Annotated in this window: 23 protein-coding genes; 4 read left to right on the top strand and 19 right to left on the bottom strand. The window is 33.4% G+C overall.

Annotated elements, in window-relative coordinates:
- Positions 1 to 207: 207 nt before the first annotated feature.
- From ACIQ4I_RS11885 to ACIQ4I_RS11875, 3 genes are all read right to left on the bottom strand, one after another.
- Positions 208 to 582, bottom strand: a complete 375-nt coding sequence (locus ACIQ4I_RS11885; RefSeq protein ID WP_403096191.1) for a VOC family protein — start codon at positions 580 to 582, stop codon at positions 208 to 210.
- 170 nt (positions 583 to 752) lie between these two features.
- Positions 753 to 902 (bottom strand): PH domain-containing protein, encoded by a 150-nt coding sequence (locus tag ACIQ4I_RS11880; protein WP_403096791.1) that lies wholly within the window; start codon positions 900 to 902, stop codon positions 753 to 755.
- A 909-nt stretch (positions 903 to 1811) separates the two neighbouring features.
- Positions 1812 to 2915: a PRK06851 family protein gene (locus ACIQ4I_RS11875; protein ID WP_403096788.1), complete on the bottom strand. Its 1104-nt coding sequence runs from the start codon at positions 2913 to 2915 to the stop codon at positions 1812 to 1814.
- Positions 2916 to 3175: 260 nt separating this feature from the next.
- Here ACIQ4I_RS11875 and ACIQ4I_RS11870 point away from each other — a divergent pair, with 260 nt between their 5' ends.
- Entirely contained in the window at positions 3176 to 3397 is a 222-nt protein-coding gene (locus ACIQ4I_RS11870) for a hypothetical protein (RefSeq protein ID WP_403096190.1), read from the top strand.
- A 182-nt stretch (positions 3398 to 3579) separates the two neighbouring features.
- On the opposite strand, the gene opuFB is transcribed toward ACIQ4I_RS11870, so the two are convergent.
- From opuFB to ACIQ4I_RS11855, 3 genes are all read right to left on the bottom strand, one after another.
- Complete coding sequence (opuFB, locus tag ACIQ4I_RS11865) at positions 3580 to 5097, bottom strand: osmoprotectant update ABC transporter permease/substrate-binding subunit OpuFB (protein ID WP_403096189.1); 1518 nt, start codon at positions 5095 to 5097, stop codon at positions 3580 to 3582.
- Positions 5090 to 6049 (bottom strand): ABC transporter ATP-binding protein, encoded by a 960-nt coding sequence (locus tag ACIQ4I_RS11860; RefSeq protein ID WP_403096188.1) that lies wholly within the window; start codon positions 6047 to 6049, stop codon positions 5090 to 5092. Before ACIQ4I_RS11860 ends, opuFB begins: the two co-directional genes overlap by 8 nt.
- A 444-nt stretch (positions 6050 to 6493) precedes the next feature.
- The gene (locus tag ACIQ4I_RS11855) at positions 6494 to 7582 is read right to left on the bottom strand and encodes a transglutaminase domain-containing protein (protein ID WP_403096187.1); all 1089 of its coding nucleotides are present in this window, start codon (positions 7580 to 7582) and stop codon (positions 6494 to 6496) included.
- Positions 7583 to 8094: 512 nt separating this feature from the next.
- Here ACIQ4I_RS11855 and ACIQ4I_RS11850 point away from each other — a divergent pair.
- Entirely contained in the window at positions 8095 to 8220 is a 126-nt protein-coding gene (locus ACIQ4I_RS11850; RefSeq protein ID WP_403096186.1) for a hypothetical protein, read from the top strand.
- A gap of 186 nt (positions 8221 to 8406) precedes the next feature.
- On the opposite strand, the gene ACIQ4I_RS11845 is transcribed toward ACIQ4I_RS11850, so the two are convergent.
- From ACIQ4I_RS11845 to ACIQ4I_RS11825, 5 genes are all read right to left on the bottom strand, one after another.
- Positions 8407 to 9444 (bottom strand): LCP family protein, encoded by a 1038-nt coding sequence (locus ACIQ4I_RS11845; RefSeq protein WP_403096185.1) that lies wholly within the window; start codon positions 9442 to 9444, stop codon positions 8407 to 8409.
- Positions 9445 to 10217: 773 nt separating this feature from the next.
- On the bottom strand, positions 10218 to 10940 hold the full coding sequence (locus ACIQ4I_RS11840) for a ZIP family metal transporter (RefSeq protein WP_403096184.1): 723 nt from the start codon (positions 10938 to 10940) through the stop codon (positions 10218 to 10220).
- 187 nt (positions 10941 to 11127) lie between these two features.
- Entirely contained in the window at positions 11128 to 12270 is a 1143-nt protein-coding gene (locus ACIQ4I_RS11835; RefSeq protein WP_403096183.1) for a cation:proton antiporter, read from the bottom strand.
- Positions 12271 to 12917: 647 nt separating this feature from the next.
- Entirely contained in the window at positions 12918 to 13820 is a 903-nt protein-coding gene (spoIIP, locus tag ACIQ4I_RS11830; protein ID WP_403096182.1) for a stage II sporulation protein P, read from the bottom strand.
- The gene (locus ACIQ4I_RS11825; protein WP_403096181.1) at positions 13810 to 14349 is read right to left on the bottom strand and encodes an RNA polymerase sigma factor; all 540 of its coding nucleotides are present in this window, start codon (positions 14347 to 14349) and stop codon (positions 13810 to 13812) included. The genes spoIIP and ACIQ4I_RS11825 overlap by 11 nt, the downstream gene beginning before the upstream one ends.
- 646 nt (positions 14350 to 14995) lie before the next feature.
- Between ACIQ4I_RS11825 and ACIQ4I_RS11820 the strand changes: the two genes are divergently transcribed.
- Positions 14996 to 15400 carry a MerR family transcriptional regulator gene (locus ACIQ4I_RS11820; RefSeq protein ID WP_403096180.1) on the top strand — a complete coding sequence of 135 codons (405 nt, stop codon included), beginning with the start codon at positions 14996 to 14998 and terminating at the stop codon, positions 15398 to 15400.
- 403 nt (positions 15401 to 15803) lie between these two features.
- Here the strand turns inward: ACIQ4I_RS11820 and ACIQ4I_RS11815 are convergent, their stop codons facing one another.
- The 3 genes from ACIQ4I_RS11815 to ACIQ4I_RS11805 form a co-directional block, all read right to left on the bottom strand.
- Positions 15804 to 16352, bottom strand: coding sequence for a DJ-1/PfpI family protein (locus tag ACIQ4I_RS11815; protein WP_403096179.1), 549 nt, complete (start codon positions 16350 to 16352; stop codon positions 15804 to 15806).
- A 647-nt stretch (positions 16353 to 16999) separates the two neighbouring features.
- Complete coding sequence (locus tag ACIQ4I_RS11810) at positions 17000 to 18184, bottom strand: hypothetical protein (protein WP_403096178.1); 1185 nt, start codon at positions 18182 to 18184, stop codon at positions 17000 to 17002.
- 110 nt (positions 18185 to 18294) lie between these two features.
- On the bottom strand, positions 18295 to 18858 hold the full coding sequence (locus ACIQ4I_RS11805; RefSeq protein ID WP_397537786.1) for a GNAT family N-acetyltransferase: 564 nt from the start codon (positions 18856 to 18858) through the stop codon (positions 18295 to 18297).
- A 285-nt stretch (positions 18859 to 19143) separates the two neighbouring features.
- Here ACIQ4I_RS11805 and ACIQ4I_RS11800 point away from each other — a divergent pair, with 285 nt between their 5' ends.
- On the top strand, positions 19144 to 19338 hold the full coding sequence (locus ACIQ4I_RS11800; RefSeq protein WP_397537785.1) for a hypothetical protein: 195 nt from the start codon (positions 19144 to 19146) through the stop codon (positions 19336 to 19338).
- Between the two features lie 210 nt (positions 19339 to 19548).
- Here ACIQ4I_RS11800 and ACIQ4I_RS11795 read toward each other — a convergent pair whose 3' ends face one another.
- From ACIQ4I_RS11795 to ACIQ4I_RS11775, 5 genes are all read right to left on the bottom strand, one after another.
- A complete protein-coding gene (locus ACIQ4I_RS11795; protein ID WP_403096177.1) occupies positions 19549 to 19761 on the bottom strand; it encodes a hypothetical protein in 213 nt (70 codons plus the stop codon).
- Positions 19762 to 19968: 207 nt separating this feature from the next.
- Positions 19969 to 21096: a conserved virulence factor C family protein gene (locus ACIQ4I_RS11790; RefSeq protein ID WP_403096176.1), complete on the bottom strand. Its 1128-nt coding sequence runs from the start codon at positions 21094 to 21096 to the stop codon at positions 19969 to 19971.
- A gap of 18 nt (positions 21097 to 21114) precedes the next feature.
- The gene (locus ACIQ4I_RS11785) at positions 21115 to 23004 is read right to left on the bottom strand and encodes an ABC-F family ATP-binding cassette domain-containing protein (RefSeq protein WP_403096175.1); all 1890 of its coding nucleotides are present in this window, start codon (positions 23002 to 23004) and stop codon (positions 21115 to 21117) included.
- Complete coding sequence (locus tag ACIQ4I_RS11780) at positions 23001 to 23630, bottom strand: HD domain-containing protein (RefSeq protein WP_403096174.1); 630 nt, start codon at positions 23628 to 23630, stop codon at positions 23001 to 23003. The genes ACIQ4I_RS11785 and ACIQ4I_RS11780 overlap by 4 nt, the downstream gene beginning before the upstream one ends.
- 138 nt (positions 23631 to 23768) lie before the next feature.
- Positions 23769 to 25448: a formate--tetrahydrofolate ligase gene (locus ACIQ4I_RS11775; protein ID WP_403096173.1), complete on the bottom strand. Its 1680-nt coding sequence runs from the start codon at positions 25446 to 25448 to the stop codon at positions 23769 to 23771.
- Positions 25449 to 25615: the final 167 nt, after the last annotated feature.

Below are 25615 nucleotides of genomic sequence, written 5' to 3'. Positions count from 1 at the left end.
AAGATACTTTGTATCGTCAAAAAAGCCGAACCACATATTCGTGGCTCAGCTTTTTAGATATAAAAAACACCAATATACAAGTTACAATTCACAGTATTATGTTAACTAAATATTAAGATAATTGGAACTTGCAAATATAAATTAACTTAAATAGAGTTTCATAAAAAACTAGTCTATCTTGTTAATTAAACGCATCTATCTTTTTTATTATTCTTTTATCCACTCCAACAGTTCAATACGATTGCCAAATGGATCAAAAATATACATTCTATTTGCACCAGGAAGTAATTCATCTTCTACATACTCCACCTGATTCTTTGAGAAATGTATTTTTAATTCTTCAATATTTTCTATTTCAAATGCTGGATGTGCTTTTTTAGATGGAAAAAATGGTTCTTCTATTCCTATATGCACTTGAATATTTCCAGATGCAAACCAAACTCCACCGTTTTTCTTCAATGTTGCTGGCTTTTCAACCTCTTTAAATTCTAGAATATCATTGTAAAATTTACGAGCAATTTCTTCACTACCTTTTGGAGCTGCTAATTGAATATGGTCAATTGATTTAAAACGAAATGACATATTGATCTTCCCCTTTTGTTTTAGTGAGGCCCTTACTTCATTCTATTACCAATCACTACCATAAGTAAATGTTATATTGTTTATATTTTATTATAAGTAAATCTTATTGAATTACAATTTTAGCATTTGGACATCTTTTTGAAAGGATTTCCATGAACTCATCTCGATCTTTAGGAGAAATAAAGTACATTTTGATACTGTCCGTATTCAATATCAAGCCTTTTTAATGACAAAGCCGGGCTTGATAATGGATTCATCGTTTTCTTTATAGATTTGATACTTTCTAATGGAATTGTCTTTTGGGTTTTAAATACGAACATTTTAAAACATTTACTTTTCAAAATTTAGATTCGTATGCTCCGCTACAGACGGCGCTTTCCACGGGCTTGGCTTCAATCTCCTCGTTGAAGTCTGCATCGCTACGCTAGCTTCGACTTATTAACACACTACGTTCCTGCGGGGCTTTCAGCTCAAGCTTTTCCCGTAGGACATTGAATTTGCTTCCTTGAATTAGCACCGCACGAAGGAAATGCGAATGCATTTTCGAGGACTCGCCGTCTTTCGCTCCACAATTAACAAATGAGATATTATTTAATGTTCGTATATTTTATATTAATTTTGCATTATGAAATTGATTCATATATGTAATATTTAATATGGTAATTTATTATCAACTATACGAAGTTGAATGCGACTCGGTTTCAATTTTTCTTACAAAGTCATCCTTGCATATGAGTTTAAATTAATTGGATTTTTAATATTATTATAAATAACAAAAACCACCCTTAAAATAAGAGCGGCCTTCGTCATTGTACTGATTGGTTAAGTTTATTCCTGTTAATGATATGGAGTTTGATTATTATTTTTATTTTTATAAGTGAATTGCATTCAATAAAAAATTTATTGCTTGAATTATTTTTCTTTAGATACGACCTTGTTTATTCTTAACCTAAGTTAAGTAGAAAAATAGTCTATTCCCTTTGAAATTATATGAACTATTTATTTGCAATAGGAATTTAACCTGTGAATAATTACAATTTCTTAACATTATTTAATGAATCTAATGTAACTCAGCATATTTAATAATAGATAAATTGTTTGAATTAGCATTCAACCTTTTATTAATACTTACACTTATATAATACTGCTTTCATCAATAAATAATCTTAATAATTTTTACAAATTTTCGAACAAGACTGAACTTATTATTTAGAATTAAGCTCTTTGGATTACTCAGTCGTTCTTTTCAGCAATTCAATTATTGAAGCTTCTATTTTATGCTCAATCTCTTCAACGATCTTGAAATTCACGTACCTTTTATAAATATCCTCTAACTGTTCATGTGATTTTTTGGCGTCAGCTAAATATGCTGTCCCCTCATTCATTTTTTCTCTGTACCGAGCTGAAATAGTGGCAATTTGATCCTCGAACATTTCATCCGTTTCTGGATAAATTGCCACATTGTATAAATCAATTATTTCATCGCCTTCACGATTTGGAAAGTACTCATGTGGTGCCGTACTATCGAAAATCGCTATACCAAGTTCACGGAAGATCAGCATATCTAAGCTGTTTGGATCAAAACCACAATGATATATTTCTACATCGAAACCTTTGCTTTCTGCTGTAGAAGCTAATTTTTTCAAAAGGGTTGATTTACCTGACCCTGGTCTTCCTTTAAGAAAATATCGTTTTCGAATGTCTGAAGTTAAATTAGGTATGAAGTCGACAGCTCCCTTTGGTGTAGCTGCTCCTAAAAACCGATGTCGGACGTTTGCCTCCTTATTTAAAACGATTTCTCCAAAGAAGAATGATTTTAGCTCTTCCGTCAAGTTATTTAATTTTTCATAATCCATATTTGATATATAAATGGTTTCCCATTCATCATGAATAGCTAACGCATCTGCAAATGCTTGATAGGCTGACGCATAAGCTTCTTCTTTTTCACTGATGAGATGAATGATTGCATCCTTTTTGGCACTCAGTTGCTGCGAATCCCATGCAACCCCTAAATTTACATATTCCTCGATTGCTCCAGGTACCTTTGGTTCAATGATATGTGGTGCCGTTCCATCTACAATCCCTATTTTTATAGCAGGAAAAATGATGCCATCAATTGAGTCAGAATCTGAAGAACAATGAATGTATTCCACATCATTTCCCTTTTCTTGAAATGCACTCGCTAAATTTTTCATCAATGTTGATTTTCCGTTTCCAGGACCACCTTTTAATATGAACACCTTTTCTAACACAGCAAAATTAGAATCAAATTGACTATAAAATCCTTTTGCTGTATTTCCTCCTGCAAAGTAATGCCACTCTTTTCCTTTCACGTTCAACAATTCTCCTCTCAAACGAGATGTGTTCTTTAACATTAAATTATGCGAAGTGGAAGTCATAGGTGATTGCCTACTTTACATGAAATTGGAGTTTATTAGAATTATTAAATCAAACGAACCTTTTTTCCATAAAAAAAGAAGGAACCCTATTGTTCCTTCTTTTCCATATACAGTTCTCAAAATTCGATATCATGGAGTAATATTATAATAAAAAAATACAATCTTCCCTATTTTAATACTTTAGTATGTGCGATATGGGTAAGGCATGTGATGATAATGTTGTGGATAGTGGTGAGGATAGTGACCATGATGATGCACTGGGTAATGCACTGGATATGGTGTATGATAATGGTGGTGACCATGGTAATAAACAGGATGTGTGCCATAATGGTGCATTCCGTGATGGTACATTCCTTGTGGGTACATGTTTACCATTTAATCACTCCTTTCATAATCATTTTAAAGGTATTATATGAATTAAATAATAATATACCGAGTATTAATGCCTAACATTGATATTAAAACTAACCATAGAATATTAATATCGAATCAATAATTGTAAATAATTTGTTTCGGAAGAAGGGAAAGATAATAAAAAATCCCTTTACCACATTAATTTGTGATAAAGGGGCTTAAATTGCTTCAAAATCTTCAATTATTATTTAATTAATCCTTCTTTTTTTAAGTAATCTGTGGCCACTTTTTGAGGACTTTTTCCTTCGACATTTACTTGATAATTCATTTCTCTCATTTCATCATCAGTAATTTTTCCAGCAAGCTTATTTAGCGCATTTACTATTTCAGGATACTGATCAGATGTTTCTTTTCTTAATAACGGAGCACCTTGATAAGGTGGGAATAAATGCTTGTCATCTTCTAAAACAGTTAATTGATATTGTCTAAGTTCACTATCAGTTGAATAGGCATCAACCAAATTGATATCTCCAGATTTGATTGCCCCATAACGAAGTTTGGGCTCCATTGTCACTATATTTGAAAAATGAATATCATAAAGTTTCTTGATACCTCGATAACCATCTTCTCGATCGTCAAATTCTAAAGTAAAACCAGCCTTTATCTTATTTTGAACAGCTTGTAAATCAGAAATTGTTTTCAACTGATACTGTTTAGCTAATTGCTGTGGGACTGCCAAAGCATAGGTATTGTTATATTGTAATGGTTTAAGAAGTTCCATATCAAATTTTTCCAACATACCATCTCTTGCTTGTTTATATACTGTTTTACTATCTGTACTACTTGCCGTTTCCTTTAAGAATTCAGAAATGGCTGTTCCAGTGAATTCGGGATAAATATCAATACTGCCTGATTTCAACGCGTTGAATACAAATGAGGTTTTCCCTAGCCCCGGTTTTAACTCTACTTTTAGATCTGTATCATTTTCAATAAGCAACTTATACATATTTATTAATATTTCTGGTTCTGAACCTAATTTACCAGCAATAACAATCTCTTTTTGCTGATTATTTATAACAAATGGTGTCACCATAATGAAAAAAGCCAATACTACAATGGTACCTAATGTTATCATCGATTTTTTATAAGAGAGGTGTTCGAATTTTTTTAGTAGAAAATCAAAAACAAGAGCCAATAAAGCTGCAGGTATTGCACCGAGTAAAATAAGCGAGGCATTGTTACGATCTATACCAAGCAGAATAATATCTCCTAATCCCCCTGCTCCAATCAATGCCGCAAGAGTTGCTGTACCAACGATTAATACCATTGCTGTACGAATACCTGCCATAATGATTGGCATAGCTAAAGGAAGCTCAACTTTTAGTAATCTTTTTCTTCGATTCATCCCCATTGCCATAGCCGCTTCGATTAATGAAGGGTCAACTTCCTTAATACCGGTATATGTATTTCGAAGGATTGGAAGCAGTGAATATATCACTAATGCTATAATCGCTGGCACTTTCCCTATACCAAATAAAGGAATTAAAAGACCTAACAAAGCTAATGAAGGAATTGTTTGCAATACAGCAGTTATACCTATGATTATTTCAGCGATTTGTTTCTTCTTAGTCAAATAGATCCCTAGTGGAATTGCGATGATTACGGCAAAAAATAGGGCAATAAAAGATATTTGGATATGCTCCAACAATGCATTAAGAAGTTGATCTTGTCTTTCATGAAACACTTTAATTAGACTATTCATGTGCACTACCTCCTTCTTGCAGGTCGTTGGCTAAATATTGGATCATAATTTGTCTATTTATTATTCCAATTACTTTACCATCTTTTTCAATAGCTACTTGTTCTTGATCTATTAGTTTCTCTAAAGCCTGTTCTAATGTACTAGAAGCAGAAATAGAACATGTAGGTATTTGTGACTTAAGTGGTTGAATGATTTTCTCCAGATATAGTGATTCATTTAATCCATGCTTATTATTACTACCTATAAATCCTCTTACAAAATTATTTTTAGGATTCTTAATAATCTCATCTGGGGTAGCTAACTGTTCAATTTCCCCATCCTTCATCACACATATTCTATCAGCCAGTTTTAGAGCCTCTTGCATATCATGCGTCACAAAAACAATCGTTTTCTTTAAATTCTTTTGAAGCTTTAGCAGATCATCTTGAAGTTTTTCACGACTAATCGGATCAAGTGCACTAAATGGCTCATCCATTAAAACAATATCAGGATCTGCGGCTAACGCACGGATGACACCTATTCTCTGTTGTTGTCCTCCAGATAGTTCGCTTGGTGTACGATTTAGATATGTATCTGGTTCTAGGCCAACCATATCTAAAAGCTCTTTTGCTCTCTGCTGCGTTTTCTCACGATTCCATTTTTTTAGCTCTGGAACAATTGAAATATTTTCTTCTATTGTCATATGTGGAAAAAGAGCAATCTGCTGCAAGACGTAGCCAATATTCCATCTTAACTCATTGATGTCATATTCACTTATTTTTTTGCCATTTATAGAGATTGTCCCATCAGATAATGGGATTAGACGATTAATCATTTTAAGCGTTGTAGTTTTACCGCATCCACTAGGGCCAATGATTACAAAAAATTCTCCTTTTTGAATCTCAAGATTTAAAGAATTAACAGCCAATGTTCCGTCTTTATAGCTTTTTGATACATTTTCGAATTTTATCATTTACTCCGATCACCCTTTCTATTGTATTTCCATTATCCACTATATCAAAAGATAATCGAAGTATTATTGTTAGAATCTATTTCATATATAGGTTTTCGGTTTGAAAGTACGAGCATTTAAAATAAATTAAAGGTCGAATATTCAGATTTAGGTGTTCCGCTCCAGACGGCGCTTTCCACGGGCTTGGCTTCAATCTCCTCGTCACTTCGCTCCTGCGGGGCTTTCAGCTCAAGCTTTTCCCGTAGGAGTCGCCATCTTCCGCTCCACTATAATAAAAAGTAAAGTTCATTAAATGTTCGGATATTTCATCTGAATTTTGCATTATGAAATTGACTCAAATAGAATTTCTTTAACCATTTCAACATCTTGATAGCAAAAAAACCTCCAGACAAATTAATGTCTGAAGGCATTTTAACTTAAAATAGCTGCGGTCATTCGAGTTATTCAATTTTTTACAGAGTTCGCCCAATTATTTACAGCAGTTTCTGTAAATCCTGTATAATTTGTACCATCTGTTTTAACTTTTGCAGAAGCTCCGTTAAAATCTTCTAAAGTAAGCCAATTACCATGAGCTTGAATACTTTTAAGCGGAATATAGTTTTGGAATAATACAGTTTTCTTATTAGTTTTCATATTCCATTTATAGAAATGCGAATCATTTGGCATAGTATAGTAAATTGAGTTTTTATCAATTGTGAAGGCTTGCGCATTCATTAAGAATTCATATTTCTTACTTGTTGCTGGATTTTCAGAACGATAGTTCCATGTATGGTCTTTGGCTAATTGTTGGTCAGTAATTAGGAAATAATTTAATCGATAACGATCCCCACGGTCAGGCATTGGATCATTCCAAGTAATATCTAGATTGTACCATTTCCCATCTACTTTAACCTTATTCCACGCATGGTTTTCTCCGTGAACTTGCCCGGTAATATATCTTGTGTCAACACCTGCTTCAGTCAACAATCGGTAAGCAGATAATGCATATCCTTGACATACAGCTTTGTGATCAAATAAGGCTGCATATGCAGAATGTCCCCCATCTGTTGCATCAGAACTATATGCAATATGTTGTGCCAAATATTTATTGACAAAATAAACTTTTTCAAAATCCGTCATTTGTTTCAAATGATTATTTTTTACAATTTCTTTTACCTTATTATTAATCTCTTGTTCTTGTTTTTGTGTAGTTAAATAATAGGCTTCTACTTTTATTTGGATAAATCCCATATTAGAAGAAATATAATATGAATAACCAGTGAGGTTACCGAATCCATAATTCCCGGTAGAACTTATTTCGTTAATAACATCCTTGAACATTTTTTCTGCTTCTTTTGATTTGTATATTGGAAGCTTCGTTGGAATTGTAAACTCCAGTTTCCCTTGATCCAAATTCTTTAAAACTTCTTGTTTTAATTGTTGTTCAGTTGTTATCGCTGGAACGTTGTCATTAGCATATACATTATAATGCCAATATCCAGCTCCCCCTAGACAGATTAAGATTCCTAGTAAAACAGCAAGAAATCTTTTCATCTACTTTTCTCCCTTCAATTGCGATTATCTATTAATAAACGAATTTAATTTTTATGTTTACTATAATAATAACTATAAGGCCAAAATCTCTAATTTGGACAAGTAATATATGGTACAAAGTCCAATTAAAAAACAGCCTAGACAAAAGTATTACGTCTAGACTGTATATTTTGATATGAAAGTTATTGCTTCTAAACATATTATTCTAGTACTTTCCAATTTGACAAAGCATTTTATCTTTTTCTTTTGGTAATTGGTAAAATGATGGGATAATGGTGACATTCATAATAGCAGGGACGATGGGAGGGCGATGATTAATTAATCTTATTTTTAACTATTGAAATTCCTTTATTTCAATTTCTAAAAAACAGGAGAAGTCTGCCCATTTTCTATAAACAAGTTGAGCTATTTATTTAAATGGCTTATTTATGTTACCAAAAAATGAGACTAATCCTTCCAAATTAACTTGGGAGGATTTTTTTATTCTCCCTTTAAAGAGAGGGATACCTTATATGCAGGAACTTGTAAAACTCGATAATATTAGCTTTCAATTTCAAGATCAACTGTTATTTGAAAACATTAATGCTTCCATTCAAGTAGCAGAAATCATTGGGGTTATTGGAAAAAATGGCGGCTAAAAATTAAAAGCAAGACTAGCTGAAGCGTTCTCAAAAAATGTGAGTCTTTTATTACTTGATAAACCACCCATAAAACATAAAAATATAAAAGGCCTTCCCCAATGAATGAAAAAGGGGCAAAGGCCTTTTGATTTACATTACTACCTATTTAACTTTATAACTTTTAAAAACTGAATTCTTGGGTACTTATTGAACAATATCTGCATTTGTTACAAACTTACTTTTATCTAACTTGAGAACACTTCGTAAAGTCTTACTTACTTTATATAAACTTTTCTTCTCTGGAATATAATAGTCAATTGTATCAACTCTTTGATCAGCGCCTTTTATTTCGATTGTATTGATTGAAAGGCTTTTTAGTTTTGAGTATTGCTTTTGTAATGCATATAGATCATTCATCGATAAATCTGTTTCAATATTTTTTCCTAGTATATCTGACAATTGCCCTACTTTAAAAATGGTGCCAGCAGTCATTGCTTGATCAATTGTTGCCTCCAAAAATTGTCTTTGTCTCTCATCACGAGTATAAGTAACTGCAACGTCTCTTTTTCTCATCCTTACAAAAGCAAGTGCTTCTTCTCCAGATAAATGAGCTTGTCCCTTTTTGAAATTAATTTTTTTCTTATTGTATATATTTTGTTCCCAGAATCCTTCTTTGATATCAATAGTTACGCCTCCAAGTGCGTCTACAATATCGCGAAATGCTTCAAAGTTAACAGCAATAAAATGATCAATTGGAATATTCAATAATTTTTCAATGGTTTCTACTTGAAGTTTAGCTGCTCCATAACCCGTTATATCTCCATAGGTATAAGCAGAGTTTATTTTATGTATACCCGTGTATTCTCCTGCATTATCAATATTTACTCTAGTATCCCTTGGAATGGTAACCATATTAATCTTTTTTGTATTAGGATCTAATGTCATAACTATTTGAGTATCTGCTCTGCCATCTTTTTTCTTACTAGAGTAATCTTCAATTCCTAGTAACAAAATAGAAATTGGATCCTTACTAAAAGTAACATCTTCATGTCTAAGTTCAGAGCGATTATTTTCTCGTTCTAAACTAACTTTTGAATTATCCAAAGCACTTTTCACTTTAAAATAAGCAAATGCCCCATAGCTTATGCCTACTAAAAGTAATACTATACTTGATGCTACTATCCATTTTAAAGCCTTGTTTCTGTTTTTTCTTCGTTTTAAAGCTGTTCTACTATTTTCCATAAAAAGTCTCCTTGTGAATATGAACTTTTCAAAAAAATTCGATGCATTAATACGGTGAAAACCAAACGAAAGTATGCAAACAGATTGTTAACGAATATAGGCATAACACTACTGTTAGAACTCGTTTATGTGTGACGATAAATTTGTCTAATTTAGACCACCATTTATTTTTGCAAATAAGTACCACATTTAAGAGTATCAGTACCAAAAATAGCTCAGGAAAAGCTAGAAAGAGACTAAAATCTCCAATAGCTAAAAATGCCTCAACAAAAAGCATATAACCGAATAGCTGAAGCTTGTCAGTATATAATTGTTGCTTCAACAGCATTTTCTCAAAATAAAGTTTGATCCTTGTAATAAAAATCACTCCACTTCAGCTGATTTTTAATTTTTGGAATTTTTACATTTATAAGCCTATTGTAGCAAAAATGACGAAAGCCCGCACCAAATTAATTGGTCACGACTTATATTCTTAATGCATTCCGCAACATCTCGACAATTATTAACTTTTACAAATAATTCAACATGCACATATAGATCGCAGCACTTCCATCTAATACAAATAAGTACCAAATTGCATTATTATAAGGTATCTTATTATTTTGATAGAAATACGTTCCGGCTGTATAGAAAAGTCCGCCTGACAGTAATGTCAAAAAGCCTTTTTAAGGGATATGATCAACAAGCGGCTGATATGCGATGACAATTAACCACCCCATCGCAATATAAAAAATATTACTAAATATCATGAATATTTCATCACAAGCATCATATTAAATAAACGTCATATACCCCCATATTATGAAGATACCTACCCCCACAAAGAGCATAGCATGTACAAATGAAGAATGCTTTACGGCTTCAATGAAAATTTCTTTAATGGTCACGATTACGATAATGCCCAGGGCAAAACTAATAATAAATGACCATAATAGAGGGTATTTCATTCCAATCACACTTCCGACTATTGATCCTACAGCCACTGGTAAAGATACAATGGTTGTGATTAACAAGAACATTTTGAATCTAAGACCTGCTAGAAATAATGGAATAAACATCGCAATCCCTTCAGGAATATTATGTAAAATGAGTGCTTGAAGTATCGGCTTGCTTATTCCGAGATTTTGGCTAGATCCAAAAGCTATACCTAATGGGAAATTATGAATTGTAATGCTTATAGCTAATAGAAATCCGGTTTGAATAAATCGATCCTTCTGTAGATTTTCCGTGGAAGGAGTAAATTTATGTGATACTTCATGTATTTGAAAAAAACATAAAACACCTAATAGGAATCCGATTGTAAATACAACCTTCCCACCAAGATATATACTTTCAGGTGCAATCTCTAAACAAACTAATCCTAGAATTAAGCCTGTACATAGAGCATTTATTGTTGAAACTTTATGCTGAAGTTTTTTAAAAAATATGGCCAGTACTCCACCGAGACCAAAGCCTACTGCTGTTGCCATAAAACCGACAATTCCTACATAATACATACAATCCCCCCATATCCTGACTATACACATATATGGGAAAATAATAGGTTTTATTCAGAAGTAGGATGTTAAATATGTGAATTCTATTGCATATATAAAAAATTCACTTTTAAATTGAAAAGAACTATTCCAAAGTAGCAAAATGTTACCTAGGAATAGCTCTATTTTTATATTATAACTAAATATTTTATTGTTTAGCTGTAGCCTTTCCAAAAATCATTTTCAATAGAGGTGGTGTCACAATGGTTGTTATTACGACGACAATTATCATTGGTGTATAGTATTCTACTGGTAATAATTTATTGTCCAATCCCGTAGCAGCAATGATTAGAGCCACTTCTCCGCGAGAAATCATACCAGCTCCAATCCCCATTGATGATTGCGTATTAAATCCTGATAACCGAGCTCCTAACCCAGATCCAATGAATTTTGAAAGGATTGCAATAAGTGAGAAGACAAGAATAAGTCCTAACTGATCCCCTATTCCTTTAAATGATACTGATAACCCAATACTAACAAAGAATATAGGAACGAAAATACCATAAGCAATTGGTTCAACCTTACTCTCAATATTCTTTTTGAAATTTGTTTGAGAAATGGCAATCCCAGCAACGAAGGAACCAATGATCCCTGCGATTCCAAAATACTCTGCAAAATAAGCAAATCCAAAACAAATGATTAATGCACCACTTATCAATGTTTCAGTTACTTTAAGCTTCGCAAAAATTTGCAAGAATTTCGGTACTAACCATTTCGAAGCTAAAATAATAACTACAAAGAATAGAATTTTCTTCACAATTAATAACGAAATGCTCACATCAGAACCACCGAAGAAGCTCATCGCAATAGCTAATAGTACGACTACGATAATGTCATCCAATACAGCCGCTCCAAGTAAAGTTGCACCTTCTTTACTATCTAGCCAGCCTAATTCTCGTAATGTTTGTACTGAAATGCTGACAGATGTTGCGGATAATAATAATCCAATGAAAATAGCTTCTGCTGTAGACAAACCAATATAAACAGATCCAACGTATCCCAAAATAATTGGCACAATAATGCCACCAACTGCAACTAGCAACGCTGCTTTTTTATTACGGTTTAAGTCTTCCAAATTTGTTTCAAGGCCTGCTAAAAACATTAAAAGTAGCACACCAATATTACTAAAAGCCTTTAGTACTTCCGTATCTTGTACCCAGCCCAGTAATGCTGGTCCTAAAATAATACCAACAATAATTTTCCCTAGAACGGATGGTTGACCAAGCCTTACACTTATATGTCCCGCAATTTTCGTTGCGAATAAAATGATTACAATTTGAAGAATAAACAAATTATTGCCTCCTCTTTATAAAATTTACCCAGCGCTGGCGCTTTTTACACAAAAAAACACATGGCGGTGCCAGATTGACTGACTCCTCCATGTGTTACGTTCAAATATTTGATTTATATTAATCTTACAGGATACTATTTCATTTGTAAAATGATAACTCGTAAACAAGTAAAATAATCACTACTTGAGCCAATTTCATAAATTCTTTTCTAGGTAAAAAATACGGATATTTTTTAAATAAACAACTCAATAATTCGGATAATATATCATTCACAGTATTTACTTAGTATACCGCTCCAGATGGCGCTTTCCGCGGGCGAGCGGTAAGCCTCCTCGGAAGCTAAAACATTGTGCTCCTGCATCGCTTCGCTAGCTTCGTCGCAGAAAATTCTTTTTGTGGGACAAAAAGAATTTTTGCTTCACTGCGGGGTCTCACCTGTCTCGTTTTCCCGCAGGACATTGAATGAACTTCACTGAATTAGCATCGCACGAAGTAAATGCGAATGCATTTTCGAGGACTCGCCATCTTCCGCTTCACAGACAATTTTCTAATAGATATTGCATATAACAATGACCCCAATTATGACCCCAATTAATTTTCGTGTTTTTATCAAATCTTTGAATTATGAAATTGATTCACTTATATTTTACCTAATATTTTTTTCTTTCATTATTTCTTCAATCACCTCTACAAATAAATCGACAGTTCTATATTCTTCTTCTAGAGTATTTTCAGCCCCACCAATTTCTACAAGAACCGATTGATCCATAAGATCTAGATTATACGTACTTTGCCTTGTACCATTGTCTTTTACCACTATACCTCTTGATAATCCAGGATACTTTGATTCCAAAATATTATGAAGCTTTTGGGCAAACCTTTTAGTTTCTTTGTAATTATCGCTTGAATGAGATACAACAAATATAATTCGTGCATAGTTTTTGCCCTTCCTCTTTATAGTTGTTGTATTACGTTCGGCTGAATCTCTATGGATATCGAGTACCATTTCAATACTTTTGTTCTTATTTATAATATCTTCTAATATACCTCTTGAAACCGAATATGAACTTCCAAAATGTAATTCTTTTTTCTTTAATATTTCAAAAATATTGCTCGTGTCTTGGATGTTTGGAATTCTTTTTTCTTCTAATTTCTCACTTAACCTTTTCCCCACTAAAGTAATATTCTGTTTTTCATCATACAGATTTTCAATTTTGGTCTTAGATTTAAATGATTCATAATTATGAGTATGATGAATTAAAATAACAGGATCACGTTTATTAGTAATAGACGAAGAGGTAGTATTGAATGAAGAAGTAGCCGTTTGATCTAAGGATTGGTTACCAGTATAAGTTAATATTGAAATAATAACGACCACACATAATAGTAGTCCACTGGATACAATAGACAACTTTTTATAAACTTTTTTTCGATTCAATTTTCTAGCTGCTTTTCTAAGCTTTTCTTCTGTAGATTGAACAAAATCTTTGTTTGGTGTCAGAGGGTACGTCTTTTTTATAAGGTCAAATATTTCCTTATCATTTTGCATTTTGAATTACCTCCTCCATTTCAATATTTAACTTCTTTTTAAGTTCTTTTAGAGCTCGGTGATAATCAACCTTTACTTTTGACTCACTGCATTGAAGAATTTCAGCTGTTTCCTTTATCGAAAATTCATTTATCCCCCTTAATATCACAACTGAACGAAAATGGGGTTTTAGTTTTGAAATAGCTTCATGAACAGAATTTTTCATTTCAAGCTGTTCCATTACTTCACTCGGTTCTCTATCTGCTGATATGATCTGCGTGAAAAATCCATCCGTAAAAAGTCCAATTAATCGTTTCTTTCTATAATGATCAATAGAAACATGTTTGGCGATGGAAAATATCCATGTCTTTAAATTATTTACTTTGTGTAGATTAGATAAATTATTCAAAACACGGATGAAAACCTCTTGCGTCATGTCTTCCGCTTCACTTTGATTGCCTGAAAAGCAAATCAAAAATCGATAGACGTCTAAATAATATTGATGATAAATATCAGTAATCCGATCATCTAAATGCTCGAAATCAAGCAAAATCTCACGCTCCTCCGTTCCATTTTCATATATTAATCGTTTGAGGATTGGAAAAAGTTACAACTAATTAAAATAAATTTTGTATTTAAAATTGCGGGCATTTTTAAGCGTTTCCCATAAGAGTGAACACTGAATCTTGACTCACATTTGCCAAAGCAATACCTGTTATGTAATAATAGGAACAAATGTTCCTTTATAGGTATTTTCTAAATTAAATTAGAGTACTATTCAACTAAAATTTGTTCATATCCTTTATTGTTTAAATAATATAGTTTTCAAATATTCTGAATTGTAAAATGAACACTTTATTTGGTATATTATTACTTGGGTGTTTTTTATCTTTAGTGTTAAAATTATTAATGTCAGAATGCGTAAATTAAAGTTTCAGATATACATGACTATCCAATGAAAAAATTTTTAGACAAAAAGTTAATAGATTATAATTTTATGCGTTTTGCATTTTTAGAATATTCAGATATTTAAATTCATTTTTATTAACTTACATAAATTAATTAATAAGTCCCTTGTTGAAATTAGTTGGCAATAACTTTGATAAATACGAAAAGATTAAATTAATACTCTACTTATTTTTTAAAATACTAATAAACTATCAACCATTCATGTTTAATCTAAATGATAAATTTTAATGGAATCTACTATTATTCAAAGTGAGGAAGAAGAAAAAATGAAAATAGGAGAATTTTTGGAAAAGATTCAATCTACAAAGGATACAATCCGATATTATGAAGAACTCAACTTAATAGATCCATTAACGAAAGGTGATAAGCGAGTTTATACTGAAAAAGATATGTATGACTTTTATATCATTAAAGAAATGGAATCATTAGGCCTTACTATTAGAGAAATTCAAACTATATTTCACATAAAGCGATCTGCTGGATTTCATTCACCTAGTTTACTTCAAGATATTCAAGATAGAATATATGGAAGTATAAGGAAAATAGAAAGTGCAGAAAAAGAATTGTCTATACGTAAAATGAAACTAAATTGTCTTTTATCAAAGTTAGAAAATTTACATAATAGAGATTAAATTCTTATCATTCATAAATTACCGATTATTAGTATTGCATTGTCTATACAAAATTAAATACTTCAATTGATTACTCCTAAATGATATTCTGATCTCTGTTTTTCGCTCGATTGCTTATAGTTCCTGAGATTCGGTACCAAATTCTCAACATATAAATCTCGAAGGGAGTTGACCTGAATTCTTTTTACATTTTTCAGCATGTCCGTGGCATGGTAAATCAAAGGCTACTATATGGTAACCATCAAGAAAACTTAGACAACTCTCCAAACGTTAACCCTGTATTTCCCATTCCATGTAAATTGACAATTGTTGCATTATTAGGATTTCAGTAAAATTATGTATTTATATACTATTTTACCTAAATTTAATGCCCTGATTGCAATAATCAATCAGGGCATCAACTCTATAATTTTTTCAAAAATTCTTTCATTAAGCCTGGTAAGTCTGGCCATGCATGACCACTTACAAGATTTCCTTCTGTATGAAGATTCTCTTCAATGTAGGTTCCACCTGCAACTTGTACTTCTGGTTTACAAGCAATATAAGCAGTAAGCTTACGTCCTTTTATGACATCTGGAATTACTGCAAAGATTTGCGCTGCATGGCAAATCGCTGCGATTGGCTTATCTGCTTCAAAGAAATGACTCACAATACCTGGTATATATTCATTTAGGCGAATATACTCTGGTGCACGACCACCTGGTATAATCAACCCATCATACTCTTCTGGATTAATTTCTTCGAAACTAGCATTTGCTTCCAATCCATATCCAGGTTTTTCTGTATACGTATCTACACCATCGATAAAATCATGAATAACTGTTTGGATTTTTTTCACACTTGGAGCAGCGATCGTTACAACAAAGCCTTCTTCTAGACAGCGATAATATGGATAATACACTTCCAAAGCCTCAACTGCGTCCCCGGTTAATATTAAAATTTTCTTTGTCATTTTGTCATCCCTCCATCAAAATAACTTACGCTAATAGAATTAGACAAATGCATACAAAATCCTTTATAAAAGTAAAGTTACAAATGACAGATTCATGAACACTGTTCTATGATTATGAACAAAAGATAGAATAAAATAATTCAGCAAATAAATTTAAATGAATCAATTTCATAATTCGAAGGTTTGATATAAAACGCGAACATTAAATGAGGGAATTGTTTGTGCTATTTCTATTAGAATATTGTCTAGTAGCGGAAGATGGCGAGTCCTCGAAAATGCATTCGCATTTCCTTCGTGCGATGTTGATTCAGAGAGGTCCATTCATAGTCCTGCGGGAAAGCGAGACAGGTGAGACCCCGCAGGACGATTAAGGAACGGAGTCTAAGAACGCCACGTCCTGTGGCAACGACTCCGTGACCAACATCCTGTTGCCCCGAGGAGGCTCAACGATCGCTTAGCACGAAAGCGCCATCTGGAGCGGCATTTTAAGCATATAGTATATTTGGAGTATAATCCGAATTATTGGGTTTTATATTTAGATAACATTCGTTTTTTGGGTTAGAAAAGCATTTATGAAATTGACTCAAATATATAAAAAAAACTGACCTAGCCAGAGTAGAAATCGCTAGGCCGATATTTAGCTCACATTATAGAATTTCTAGACTGGTTAAAAAGTAATTCTTATCATCCATTGGTAAAATGGATTCGAGATTTTTAATCTCTTGTACTTTTATCTTTTTCTTGGATTGTAAATCATATGTCTCTAAGAAAAACTCCCTATCTTCGTTTGAGTACATATAATATATCTGATTGTTGTTAAAAGTTATTTGTTCAAATCTTCTATTCCCCTTTTTTTCATGCTGTAACTGCAATATCTTTTGAGTTTTCTCAGTTGCATCCCTATATTCAAAAACCTCACCTAATCCATTTACATAATAGAAATGACCATCGTTTACATAAGCTGAGTGATTAAAATTATATGGTAAAGCATTTGTAACCTGATCTTCAGCGCGATATTTAATGAAAGATTTCGTCTTTACTTTATTTGTTTCACGGTTTACAATCACCAATTCTAAATCTTCCCGATTTTCTGCTTGATAATTTGACATGACGAAATAGAAATTGTGTTTATCTGCTACTACAGGTGTTAAAGCATCTAAATCCGCTGCATTTTCTAAAGGTAGATCTAGTAATTTTTTAGTCTTTGCTTCCTTTTTAAGTTGTACTTCCTGTAAAGCAAACTCACCAGTTATTAAATCTTGCGTCAACACAATGATTCGATCTGATAATTGCCCGACAGATGATACGAAATGTGGAACTTGTGAAATATGGAAGTCTCCTTCTTCCCCAAAACGAATTACCGTTTTATAGTCATGTTTTGTACTAAAGCCTGTATTGTAAAGACTATAAAATTGTTTTGTTTTAGAAAGATACCCTGTTTGTATTCCCCGTAATTCTTCGGAAGGTATATCATAAATATTCAACTTATCTCCAAGTAGCATTAGTCGATTGGATTCTTCTATTAAAAGCTCATCGGTATTGAAATATGTACTACCGTCTTCTAAACCCGATAATTTTAGCCCACGTGCATTTCCCTGGTGGTCGATAAAAATCACCAGGCTATCGCCCTTTCCTTTTTGTAAAACCTCAGTTGTAGATGAGGCATAAAGAACTGCTTCTTGCTTCTTTAAAAAATTTTGTTGTTTCAAATCTCTAATTGTAAGAGTAGCATCATTTAATTTTGATGCTTTTTTATAACTATTGAATGCAAATATACCGACTATTAATAGCACAATCATTGCAACAAAAATAATACTCTTTTTCAATTTCATTGAATCCTCCCATAAATTTACACGAATCAGTAATATATACTATTATTTTACCATATATTTTCAGATTAATTTGTGTAAAAATAAAAACCGATTCCACTTAGAGAATCGGCCTAACCCGCAACAACATCTTGATAATACCAATTTAAAAAATCTTCTTTTCGTACAACATTAAGCATACAAGGTGTGCGTTCTTGTTGTTCTAATTTTTTCCATTCAGTATAAAATTGACGTTCTACATGTAAAGTTATATATGGGAGTTTTGCTTGAGCTTTTTGTGAACGAATGTTTTCTAAACGTGCTCCTGCAAAAACATAGTTTAAATGTAATCTTTCAAAAGCAATCTTTAATATTTCTACTTTGGCCAATTGATTATATCCTTTTCCCCAATAAGGGCGCCCTAACCATGTACCTATATGGCATAGTTTTTGTTCTTCGTCTATACCTTTTAATGTAATAACACCGATCAATTGATTTTTTTCATTGAAAATCATTCGGGAAAGTTGTTGGCCTAGTCGTTCTTCTAATTGCATTAGTCTAATAAAATCTCTTGTTCCTGCAACCGAACATTGTGCATCTGACATTCCAAGTGCCTTTCGAACTTCTGGAATACTCGTCATTTTAGAAATTTCTTCTGCGTAATTTACATCATGAGGAACTAAATTAATACATACCATTTTCAAAACCTCCCTGAAGTAATATCTTCTCCAAGGTTGCTTGTTTCTCGACCTTTATGTATTATTATCGAAAACCGCAACCATTTCTGATTGGATTGCTATAATTATAGTCATAAAATAGACACATTTTCAAATGTTTGATGTAAAAAAAACAAAAAAACACTTTACAATTATTTAATTTATTCTTTTTTATATTTAATTGTGTAAAAATTCAGACAAAAAGAAGGTTTAAGATTTATAAATGTAGAAATAATAGTGGGACAAAAGCATAAGGAGATGTTGTGAATGAAGGATCTTAACACGGCTATTTTTCTTTTGGTATTAGGTATTGTTTTATTGGCTGCAGGAATTATTGCACCGATTTATAGTATTGAAATCCGGTGGTTATTAGGGATAATGAGTGTTGCATCCTTTTACTCTAGTTATGCTATGTATTCAGCTATGGGACGCCGCCGAGGAGAAAATATGATTCATTCTTAAGATGTTTGTATTTATCCAGTTACGCATTCCACCCCCTCATTCGAAAGCTGAAAGACCACTAATTATTAGGGTTTTGTAGAGCTTGTGAGGGGACACAGGATGTGTGGACTTAGGCCATCTTCATTCTAACAAGAGCATCACCCTTTTATTGAAAAGAGCACCTAAAAGTCATCATTAACTATAAGCCCCCCTTTTACCTATGTATTGAAATTAGATATCCTCAAATTGAATTTGATGAATTCCCGCTTCATGGCTTTTTTCAAAATACGTTTGAATCTCTATTAAAACAAATTGTGGGACAGTTGTTTCACAATCACATATTAATGCTGGAATGTTACTAACATTGACAACCCCATTGTTCGTTTGATAGCTATTTGAAATATGGATATTTTTCTTTTCACAATTACATTTACCACAAATCATTACAACTCTCCTAACTCCATCTATGCCTATTTTAATAAATCTCCCTCAGTATTATATATAACTATAGACTTACTATATTACATATTATATTGATTCTTTCTTCTTAATGTCAATAATAAAAAGGATATTTATCCTTTTCTTATAATAGAAAAAAGAGTAAGGAATAATTCATTTTCCCTTACTCTTTCTGAGTTTTTTTTACAAATGCTATTTTTGCTCTCTAGTTACTGTACGCGCTTCAGTCATTTGTTTCCAAACTGAGCCCATAGCTTCTTGTCCTTGTGAAATACGAACAATCGCCATTTTCACTTGTAATTTCACTTCAAATTCAGGATCATTACTTGCTCCTTCTAGCGCATCTAAACAAGCCTCAGTACCTGTTTCATATAAGAACATCGCTGCACGCCAACGGACAAGTTTGTTACGATCTTTTAATGCTTCCATCATAGCTGGTTCAAATTCTACAAAACCTAAATCACTGATGCAGTCACCTGCAGTACGGCGAACAGAAGCACTTTTGTCTTGTAATGCTCGGACTAAAATTGGAACAACCATTTTATCTTCAATCATACCAAGGTAGACTGTTGCAAGTCGTCTTACGGACGTTTTTTCATCTAATAATGCTTTTTGGAGTAAAGGTAGATCGTCTACTCCTGGATCAGCCATTTGATCAAGTAATTGGAAACGAGTTTCCCAATCATCCACATCAAATTCTTGCAGTGTGATTTTTCGTTTCTTTTGTGCAACAGTAACTCTTTGATCATGGCTCGCATTAATCAGTTCTACTATACGACTTTCTGGGAATGCTGCTTCTAATTCATCGACCATACTTTGGCCAATATCCTCTTTTCCTCCATATCGAACACCATAGTCGACCCATTTACGTTGTAAAATATAATTTTCATCTGCTTGCATCGCTTGATTAAAAGCATCGATAAAGCGTTTTGCTAGGCCAAAACGTTGTTCAGACAGACTATCAAAAACTTTCACTTGAAGTGGAATGCCTTTGAACATTTGAACATGAACATACACTTCTCCATAATGTTCATCTACTTTTTCACTCGATGTTGTTTCATTTTGTTCACCAAATGCATTACGTACAGCTGCTAAGATATTTTCCCAATCGTATTTAGAAATTCGTTCAACTGCTAGAAAATCTGCAACATGATAGACACCTTTGACGCCTTCAATGGTTAAAATTTCTTGAATTTCTTTTGGTGCATCTTCTTTGTTTTTATCATTATAATTATTTGCAGTACCAAACGGTAACTCCTGATCAAGTATTACTTTCATCGTATTTGGACTTGGAGTTGGTTCAATTGTAACTATTTTCATTATGTTTCCTCCCTATCTTTAACCATTCACGATATCTTGTAAGTATTCCCATCGTTCAATAAGCTGTTCATATTTAGCATTTAATTCTTCTAATTCAGCGGTCAAGTTCTGCAACAAGGTAAAGTCTGAACCCGCTCCTGAAATACCTTCTTCAGCAGCCATTATATCTTCTTCTACTTTGGCAATCTCCTTTTCAATGGTCTCCCATTCTTTCTGTTCTTTAAATGATAATTTTTTCTTTTGCGTTTTTAGTTTTGGTTCTTTTACTTTTTCTACTTTCTCTTCTTTTACATGAGGTAAGGTTTGAATTTGTGATTGTTTTGCAAGGTAATCACTATAAATTTCTAAGCTTTCTTTAATGCCACCATGACCATCTAATACCCATAGTTTCTTTGCAATACGGTCCAAAAAGAAACGATCATGTGAAATGGTCACAACAACCCCAGGGAATTGTTCGATGAAATCTTCTAAAACTGAAAGCGTTTCGATATCTAAATCATTTGTCGGTTCATCCAGCAATAACACATTTGGTTGTTCCATTAAGAGTTTTAGTAAATGCAGTCGTTTTCTTTCTCCACCTGATAATTTACCAATTGGTGTCCCATGAGTATGTAATGGGAATAAAAAGCGTTCTAACATAGAAGCAGCTGAATGATGCTCCCCTGTAGCATCTTCAATATCATTTGCTGTTTCACGAATGTATTCAATCATCCGCTGATTTGCATTCATCTCAGGAAGGTGTTGGGTAAAATGTGCAATCCGAACAGTTGAACCTACTTCAATTACACCTTGATCTGGAATAATATTGCCAGCAAGTATGTTTAATAATGTACTTTTCCCCGCACCATTCGCACCAATGATCCCAATTCGATCTCCTTGTTGTAAAAGGAAAGAGAAATGTTCAATAAGGTTTTTATCTTGATAGCACTTTGATATATCATTGGCCTCAATTACCTTTTTTCCTAATCTAGAAGTAGCAAGTCCCAGTTCAAGGTTCGTATCATCTGATTTATGTTCTAGATTTTCGGAAAGCTCTTCAAAACGTTGGATCCGTGCCTTTTGTTTCGTTGATCTAGCTTGAGCACCGCGTCTAATCCATTTTAACTCTGATCGATAACGGTTCCGCATTTTTGCTTGAGTTGCTACGGCCATTTCTTGTCGTATGGCTTTTGCTTCTAAATATGCAGCATAATTGCCGTTATGTTTGTACAATGTTTGATCTGCAATTTCATAGATATGTGTTGAAACTGCATCTAGGAAGTAGCGATCATGCGTGATGAAAATAACTGCTCCTTTTAAACGTAAAACCATATCTTGTAACCATTCAGTTGATTGAACATCCAGATGGTTGGTAGGTTCGTCTAGTAAATATAAATCTGCCGGTTCAATTAAAACCTTTGCTAAAGCAACTCTTTTTTGTTGCCCACCTGAAAGATTGACAACTTGTTCTTCAAACATTTCAATGCCAAGCTTTGTTAAAGCTGTTTTAGCTAAGGCATTGACATCCCATGCTTGTTGTTGATCCATCTGTTGTTGCAAACGGAAAAGCTGTTCCTGTAAGGTAGTAGATTCTGGATTGTGGCTAAGTGCAATCACTGTTTCTTCGTATTGACGATTTAGCTTTAAAATTGGAGAATCCCCAGCAAAGACAGCTTGTAGTACGGTTTCCCCAGGCGGAAATTCAGGATTTTGTGGTAAATAAGCTACACGATATTTATTGGGACGATCTAAATCAATCGTGTCTGCTTCAAGTTCGCCAGCTAAAATTGCCATTAGAGTAGACTTACCAGTACCATTAATACCGATTAGACCGGCTCTTTCTCCTTCAACGATCGTAAACTCTATATTTTCAAATAGCGTTTTATCGCCCACTGTTTTTGTACAATTTGAAACGATTAAATGACTCATAATTTCCCTTCTCTTTCTAACTTCAGTTGTTGTAAAAAGTCTACCATAAATTGATGGCGTTCTTCAGCCATTTGCTTTCCTTTAGCTGTAATCATTAAATCTTTTAACAATAGAAGCTTTTCATAAAAATGTGTAACAGATGCCGTTTCTTTTTTGCGATATTCCTCTTCTGTCATTTGCTGACGTGATTCTTCCTTCACATCATACAATTTACGTCCTTTCGCTCCACCAAATGCGAAAGTTCTTGCAATCCCTACTGCACCAATTGCATCCAGTCTGTCCGCATCTCTTACAATTTTTGCTTCTAGTGATTTTGCCTCAAGCTCATTACCACCGCGGAATGATACAGAAGCAATTATTTCTTGGATTTGTTTAACCTGTTCTTGTGTTAACTCCAGTTGATTTAAAATTGTTATTTCATTTTCTTTTCCAGTTGTATATTTTGGATCACTTACATCATGTAATAGAACAGCTAATTGGACCAATTCTTCATTAGCTGATAGTTCTGTTTTTAAAATTGCTTTTGCGTTCATCATGACACGTTCAATGTGTTGAAAATCATGACTAGCGTCAAATTGTTCATAAATGGATTTTACAAATTGTTCGCATTGCTCCACTTTATTCATAATTAAATTACTCCTTTTCTTGCAATAGTTCTATTATACCGAGAAATACACGATCATTGTGCATTTAAGAATGAATTCACTAAAAAAGACTATTTCCACTACAAAATTTGCAATGGAAATAGTCCTTCTAGTTGATTATTAGAATAATCCTACTGCGTTGCCATTTTCGTCTACATCCATTTTCAATGCAGCAGGTACTTTAGGGAGACCAGGCATTGTCATAATATCACCTGTTAGGCAAACGATAAATTTAGCACCAAGCTTTGGAATGATTTCACGAACTGTAATGGTAAATCCTTCAGGGCAACCTAATAATTTAGGTTGGTCAGACAATGAGTATTGCGTTTTTGCCATACAGATTGGCATTGAATCCCAACCAAATTTCTCAATTTCAGCTATTTGTTTTCGTGCCTTATCTGTAAATTTCACATCTTGGCCACCATAAACCTTTTGAACAATTGAACGTACTTTAAGTTCAATTGAATCCGTAACATCATAAATTGGTTTGAAGTGATTTTCTTTATTCACAACTTCAAGCACAGCCTTTGCAAGCTCTATACCGCCTGCACCGCCTTCTTCCCAGACATTTGTGCGAGCTACTTTAACGTGTTGATTATTACACCATTCCATAATTTCTTCAATTTCTGCTTCAGTATCTGTTATAAAACGGTTCAAAGCAATAATCGGCTCTACACCAAACTGACGAACAGTATCGATATGTTTTCCAAGGTTTGTAATGCCTTTTTTAATAGCTTCAACGTTTTCTTTTTTTAGTTCTGTTTTATCTACACCGCCATGCATTTTTAATGCACGTACTGTTGCTACGATTACTACCGCATCTGGTTTAATGTTTCCTTGAACAGATTTAATATCCATGAACTTTTCAGCACCTAAATCAGCACCAAATCCAGCTTCTGTCACAACGATATCAGCAAGCTTGCGTGCTGTATTCGTTGCTTGGATTGAGTTACAGCCATGTGCAATGTTCGCAAATGGACCACCATGAATAATGGCTGGAGTGCCTTCAATTGTTTGGACTAGATTTGGTTTGAAAGCATCTTTTAATAGAAGAGTTAGCGCTCCTTCAACACCTAAATCACGAACAAAGACAGGTTCTTTGCCATAAGAATAGCCGATCACAATATCGGAAAGTCTTTTTTTCAGATCTTCAAAGTCTGTTGCCAAGCAGAAAATAGCCATGATTTCTGATGCAACGGTAATATCAAATCCATCTTCACGTGGTGTTCCTTGTCCAGGACCACCTAGACCAATTACAATGTGGCGTAAAGCACGATCGTTCATATCTAATACACGTTTCCAAATAATTCGGCGTGGGTCAATATTAAGTATATTTCCTTGTTGAATATGATTATCAATTAATGCTGATAGTGCATTATTTGCAGTTGTAATTGCGTGTATATCGCCAGTAAAATGAAGATTTATATCATCCATGGGTAATACTTGTGCGTAACCACCTCCTGTGGCACCACCTTTTATCCCCATAACAGGTCCCAATGAAGGTTCCCGCAGAGCGACCATAACATTTTGTTCTAACTTATGTAACGCATCTGCAAGCCCAACAGTTACAGTCGATTTTCCTTCTCCAGCTGGTGTTGGATTCGTTGCAGTAACAAGAACTACTTTTGCATTTGGTGTATATTGCGATAGTTTACTAACATCGATTTTAGCTTTGTATTTCCCATAAAGTTCTAGAGCATCTTCTGGTATTCCTGCAACTTCTGCAATTTCTGCTATTGGACGCATTGTTGCATTTCTCGCGATTTCCAAATCTGATAAAGGTTGGGCAGTTTTTGACACAGCGGTTCCTTCTTTCCGTTTCAAAAATTATAGATGAGCTTTAAGCTTTATAATTGATACTCACCCTCTTACTAACCTAACCATACTATAAAATAGAATATTCAGCAATTAGAGCTAAGTATCGACAAATAATTGACATTTTTTATATAATAATGTATAGTTTATCC

Source organism: Rummeliibacillus sp. NPDC094406, assembly GCF_044763875.1.
GTDB lineage: Bacteria > Bacillota > Bacilli > Bacillales_A > Planococcaceae > Rummeliibacillus.
The sequence above is the reverse complement of the archived record's forward strand: the minus strand, read 5'-3'. Positions and strand labels throughout refer to the sequence as shown.

Coding starts and splice junctions, on each gene's coding strand:
- ACIQ4I_RS11885 (WP_403096191.1), bottom strand. CDS start 582: ATGTCATTTCGTTTTAAATCAATTGACCATATTCAATTAGCAGCTCCA.
- ACIQ4I_RS11880 (WP_403096791.1), bottom strand. CDS start 902: ATGTTCGTATTTAAAACCCAAAAGACAATTCCATTAGAAAGTATCAAA.
- ACIQ4I_RS11870 (WP_403096190.1), top strand. CDS start 3,176: ATGGGTAAGGCATGTGATGATAATGTTGTGGATAGTGGTGAGGATAGT.
- opuFB (WP_403096189.1), bottom strand. CDS start 5,097: ATGAATAGTCTAATTAAAGTGTTTCATGAAAGACAAGATCAACTTCTT.
- ACIQ4I_RS11860 (WP_403096188.1), bottom strand. CDS start 6,049: ATGATAAAATTCGAAAATGTATCAAAAAGCTATAAAGACGGAACATTG.
- ACIQ4I_RS11855 (WP_403096187.1), bottom strand. CDS start 7,582: ATGAAAAGATTTCTTGCTGTTTTACTAGGAATCTTAATCTGTCTAGGG.
- ACIQ4I_RS11850 (WP_403096186.1), top strand. CDS start 8,095: ATGCAGGAACTTGTAAAACTCGATAATATTAGCTTTCAATTTCAAGAT.
- ACIQ4I_RS11845 (WP_403096185.1), bottom strand. CDS start 9,444: ATGGAAAATAGTAGAACAGCTTTAAAACGAAGAAAAAACAGAAACAAG.
- ACIQ4I_RS11840 (WP_403096184.1), bottom strand. CDS start 10,940: ATGTATTATGTAGGAATTGTCGGTTTTATGGCAACAGCAGTAGGCTTT.
- spoIIP (WP_403096182.1), bottom strand. CDS start 13,820: ATGCAAAATGATAAGGAAATATTTGACCTTATAAAAAAGACGTACCCT.
- ACIQ4I_RS11820 (WP_403096180.1), top strand. CDS start 14,996: ATGGAATCTACTATTATTCAAAGTGAGGAAGAAGAAAAAATGAAAATA.
- ACIQ4I_RS11815 (WP_403096179.1), bottom strand. CDS start 16,352: ATGACAAAGAAAATTTTAATATTAACCGGGGACGCAGTTGAGGCTTTG.
- ACIQ4I_RS11810 (WP_403096178.1), bottom strand. CDS start 18,184: ATGAAATTGAAAAAGAGTATTATTTTTGTTGCAATGATTGTGCTATTA.
- ACIQ4I_RS11805 (WP_397537786.1), bottom strand. CDS start 18,858: ATGGTATGTATTAATTTAGTTCCTCATGATGTAAATTACGCAGAAGAA.
- ACIQ4I_RS11800 (WP_397537785.1), top strand. CDS start 19,144: ATGAAGGATCTTAACACGGCTATTTTTCTTTTGGTATTAGGTATTGTT.
- ACIQ4I_RS11795 (WP_403096177.1), bottom strand. CDS start 19,761: ATGATTTGTGGTAAATGTAATTGTGAAAAGAAAAATATCCATATTTCA.
- ACIQ4I_RS11790 (WP_403096176.1), bottom strand. CDS start 21,096: ATGAAAATAGTTACAATTGAACCAACTCCAAGTCCAAATACGATGAAA.
- ACIQ4I_RS11785 (WP_403096175.1), bottom strand. CDS start 23,004: ATGAGTCATTTAATCGTTTCAAATTGTACAAAAACAGTGGGCGATAAA.
- ACIQ4I_RS11780 (WP_403096174.1), bottom strand. CDS start 23,630: ATGAATAAAGTGGAGCAATGCGAACAATTTGTAAAATCCATTTATGAA.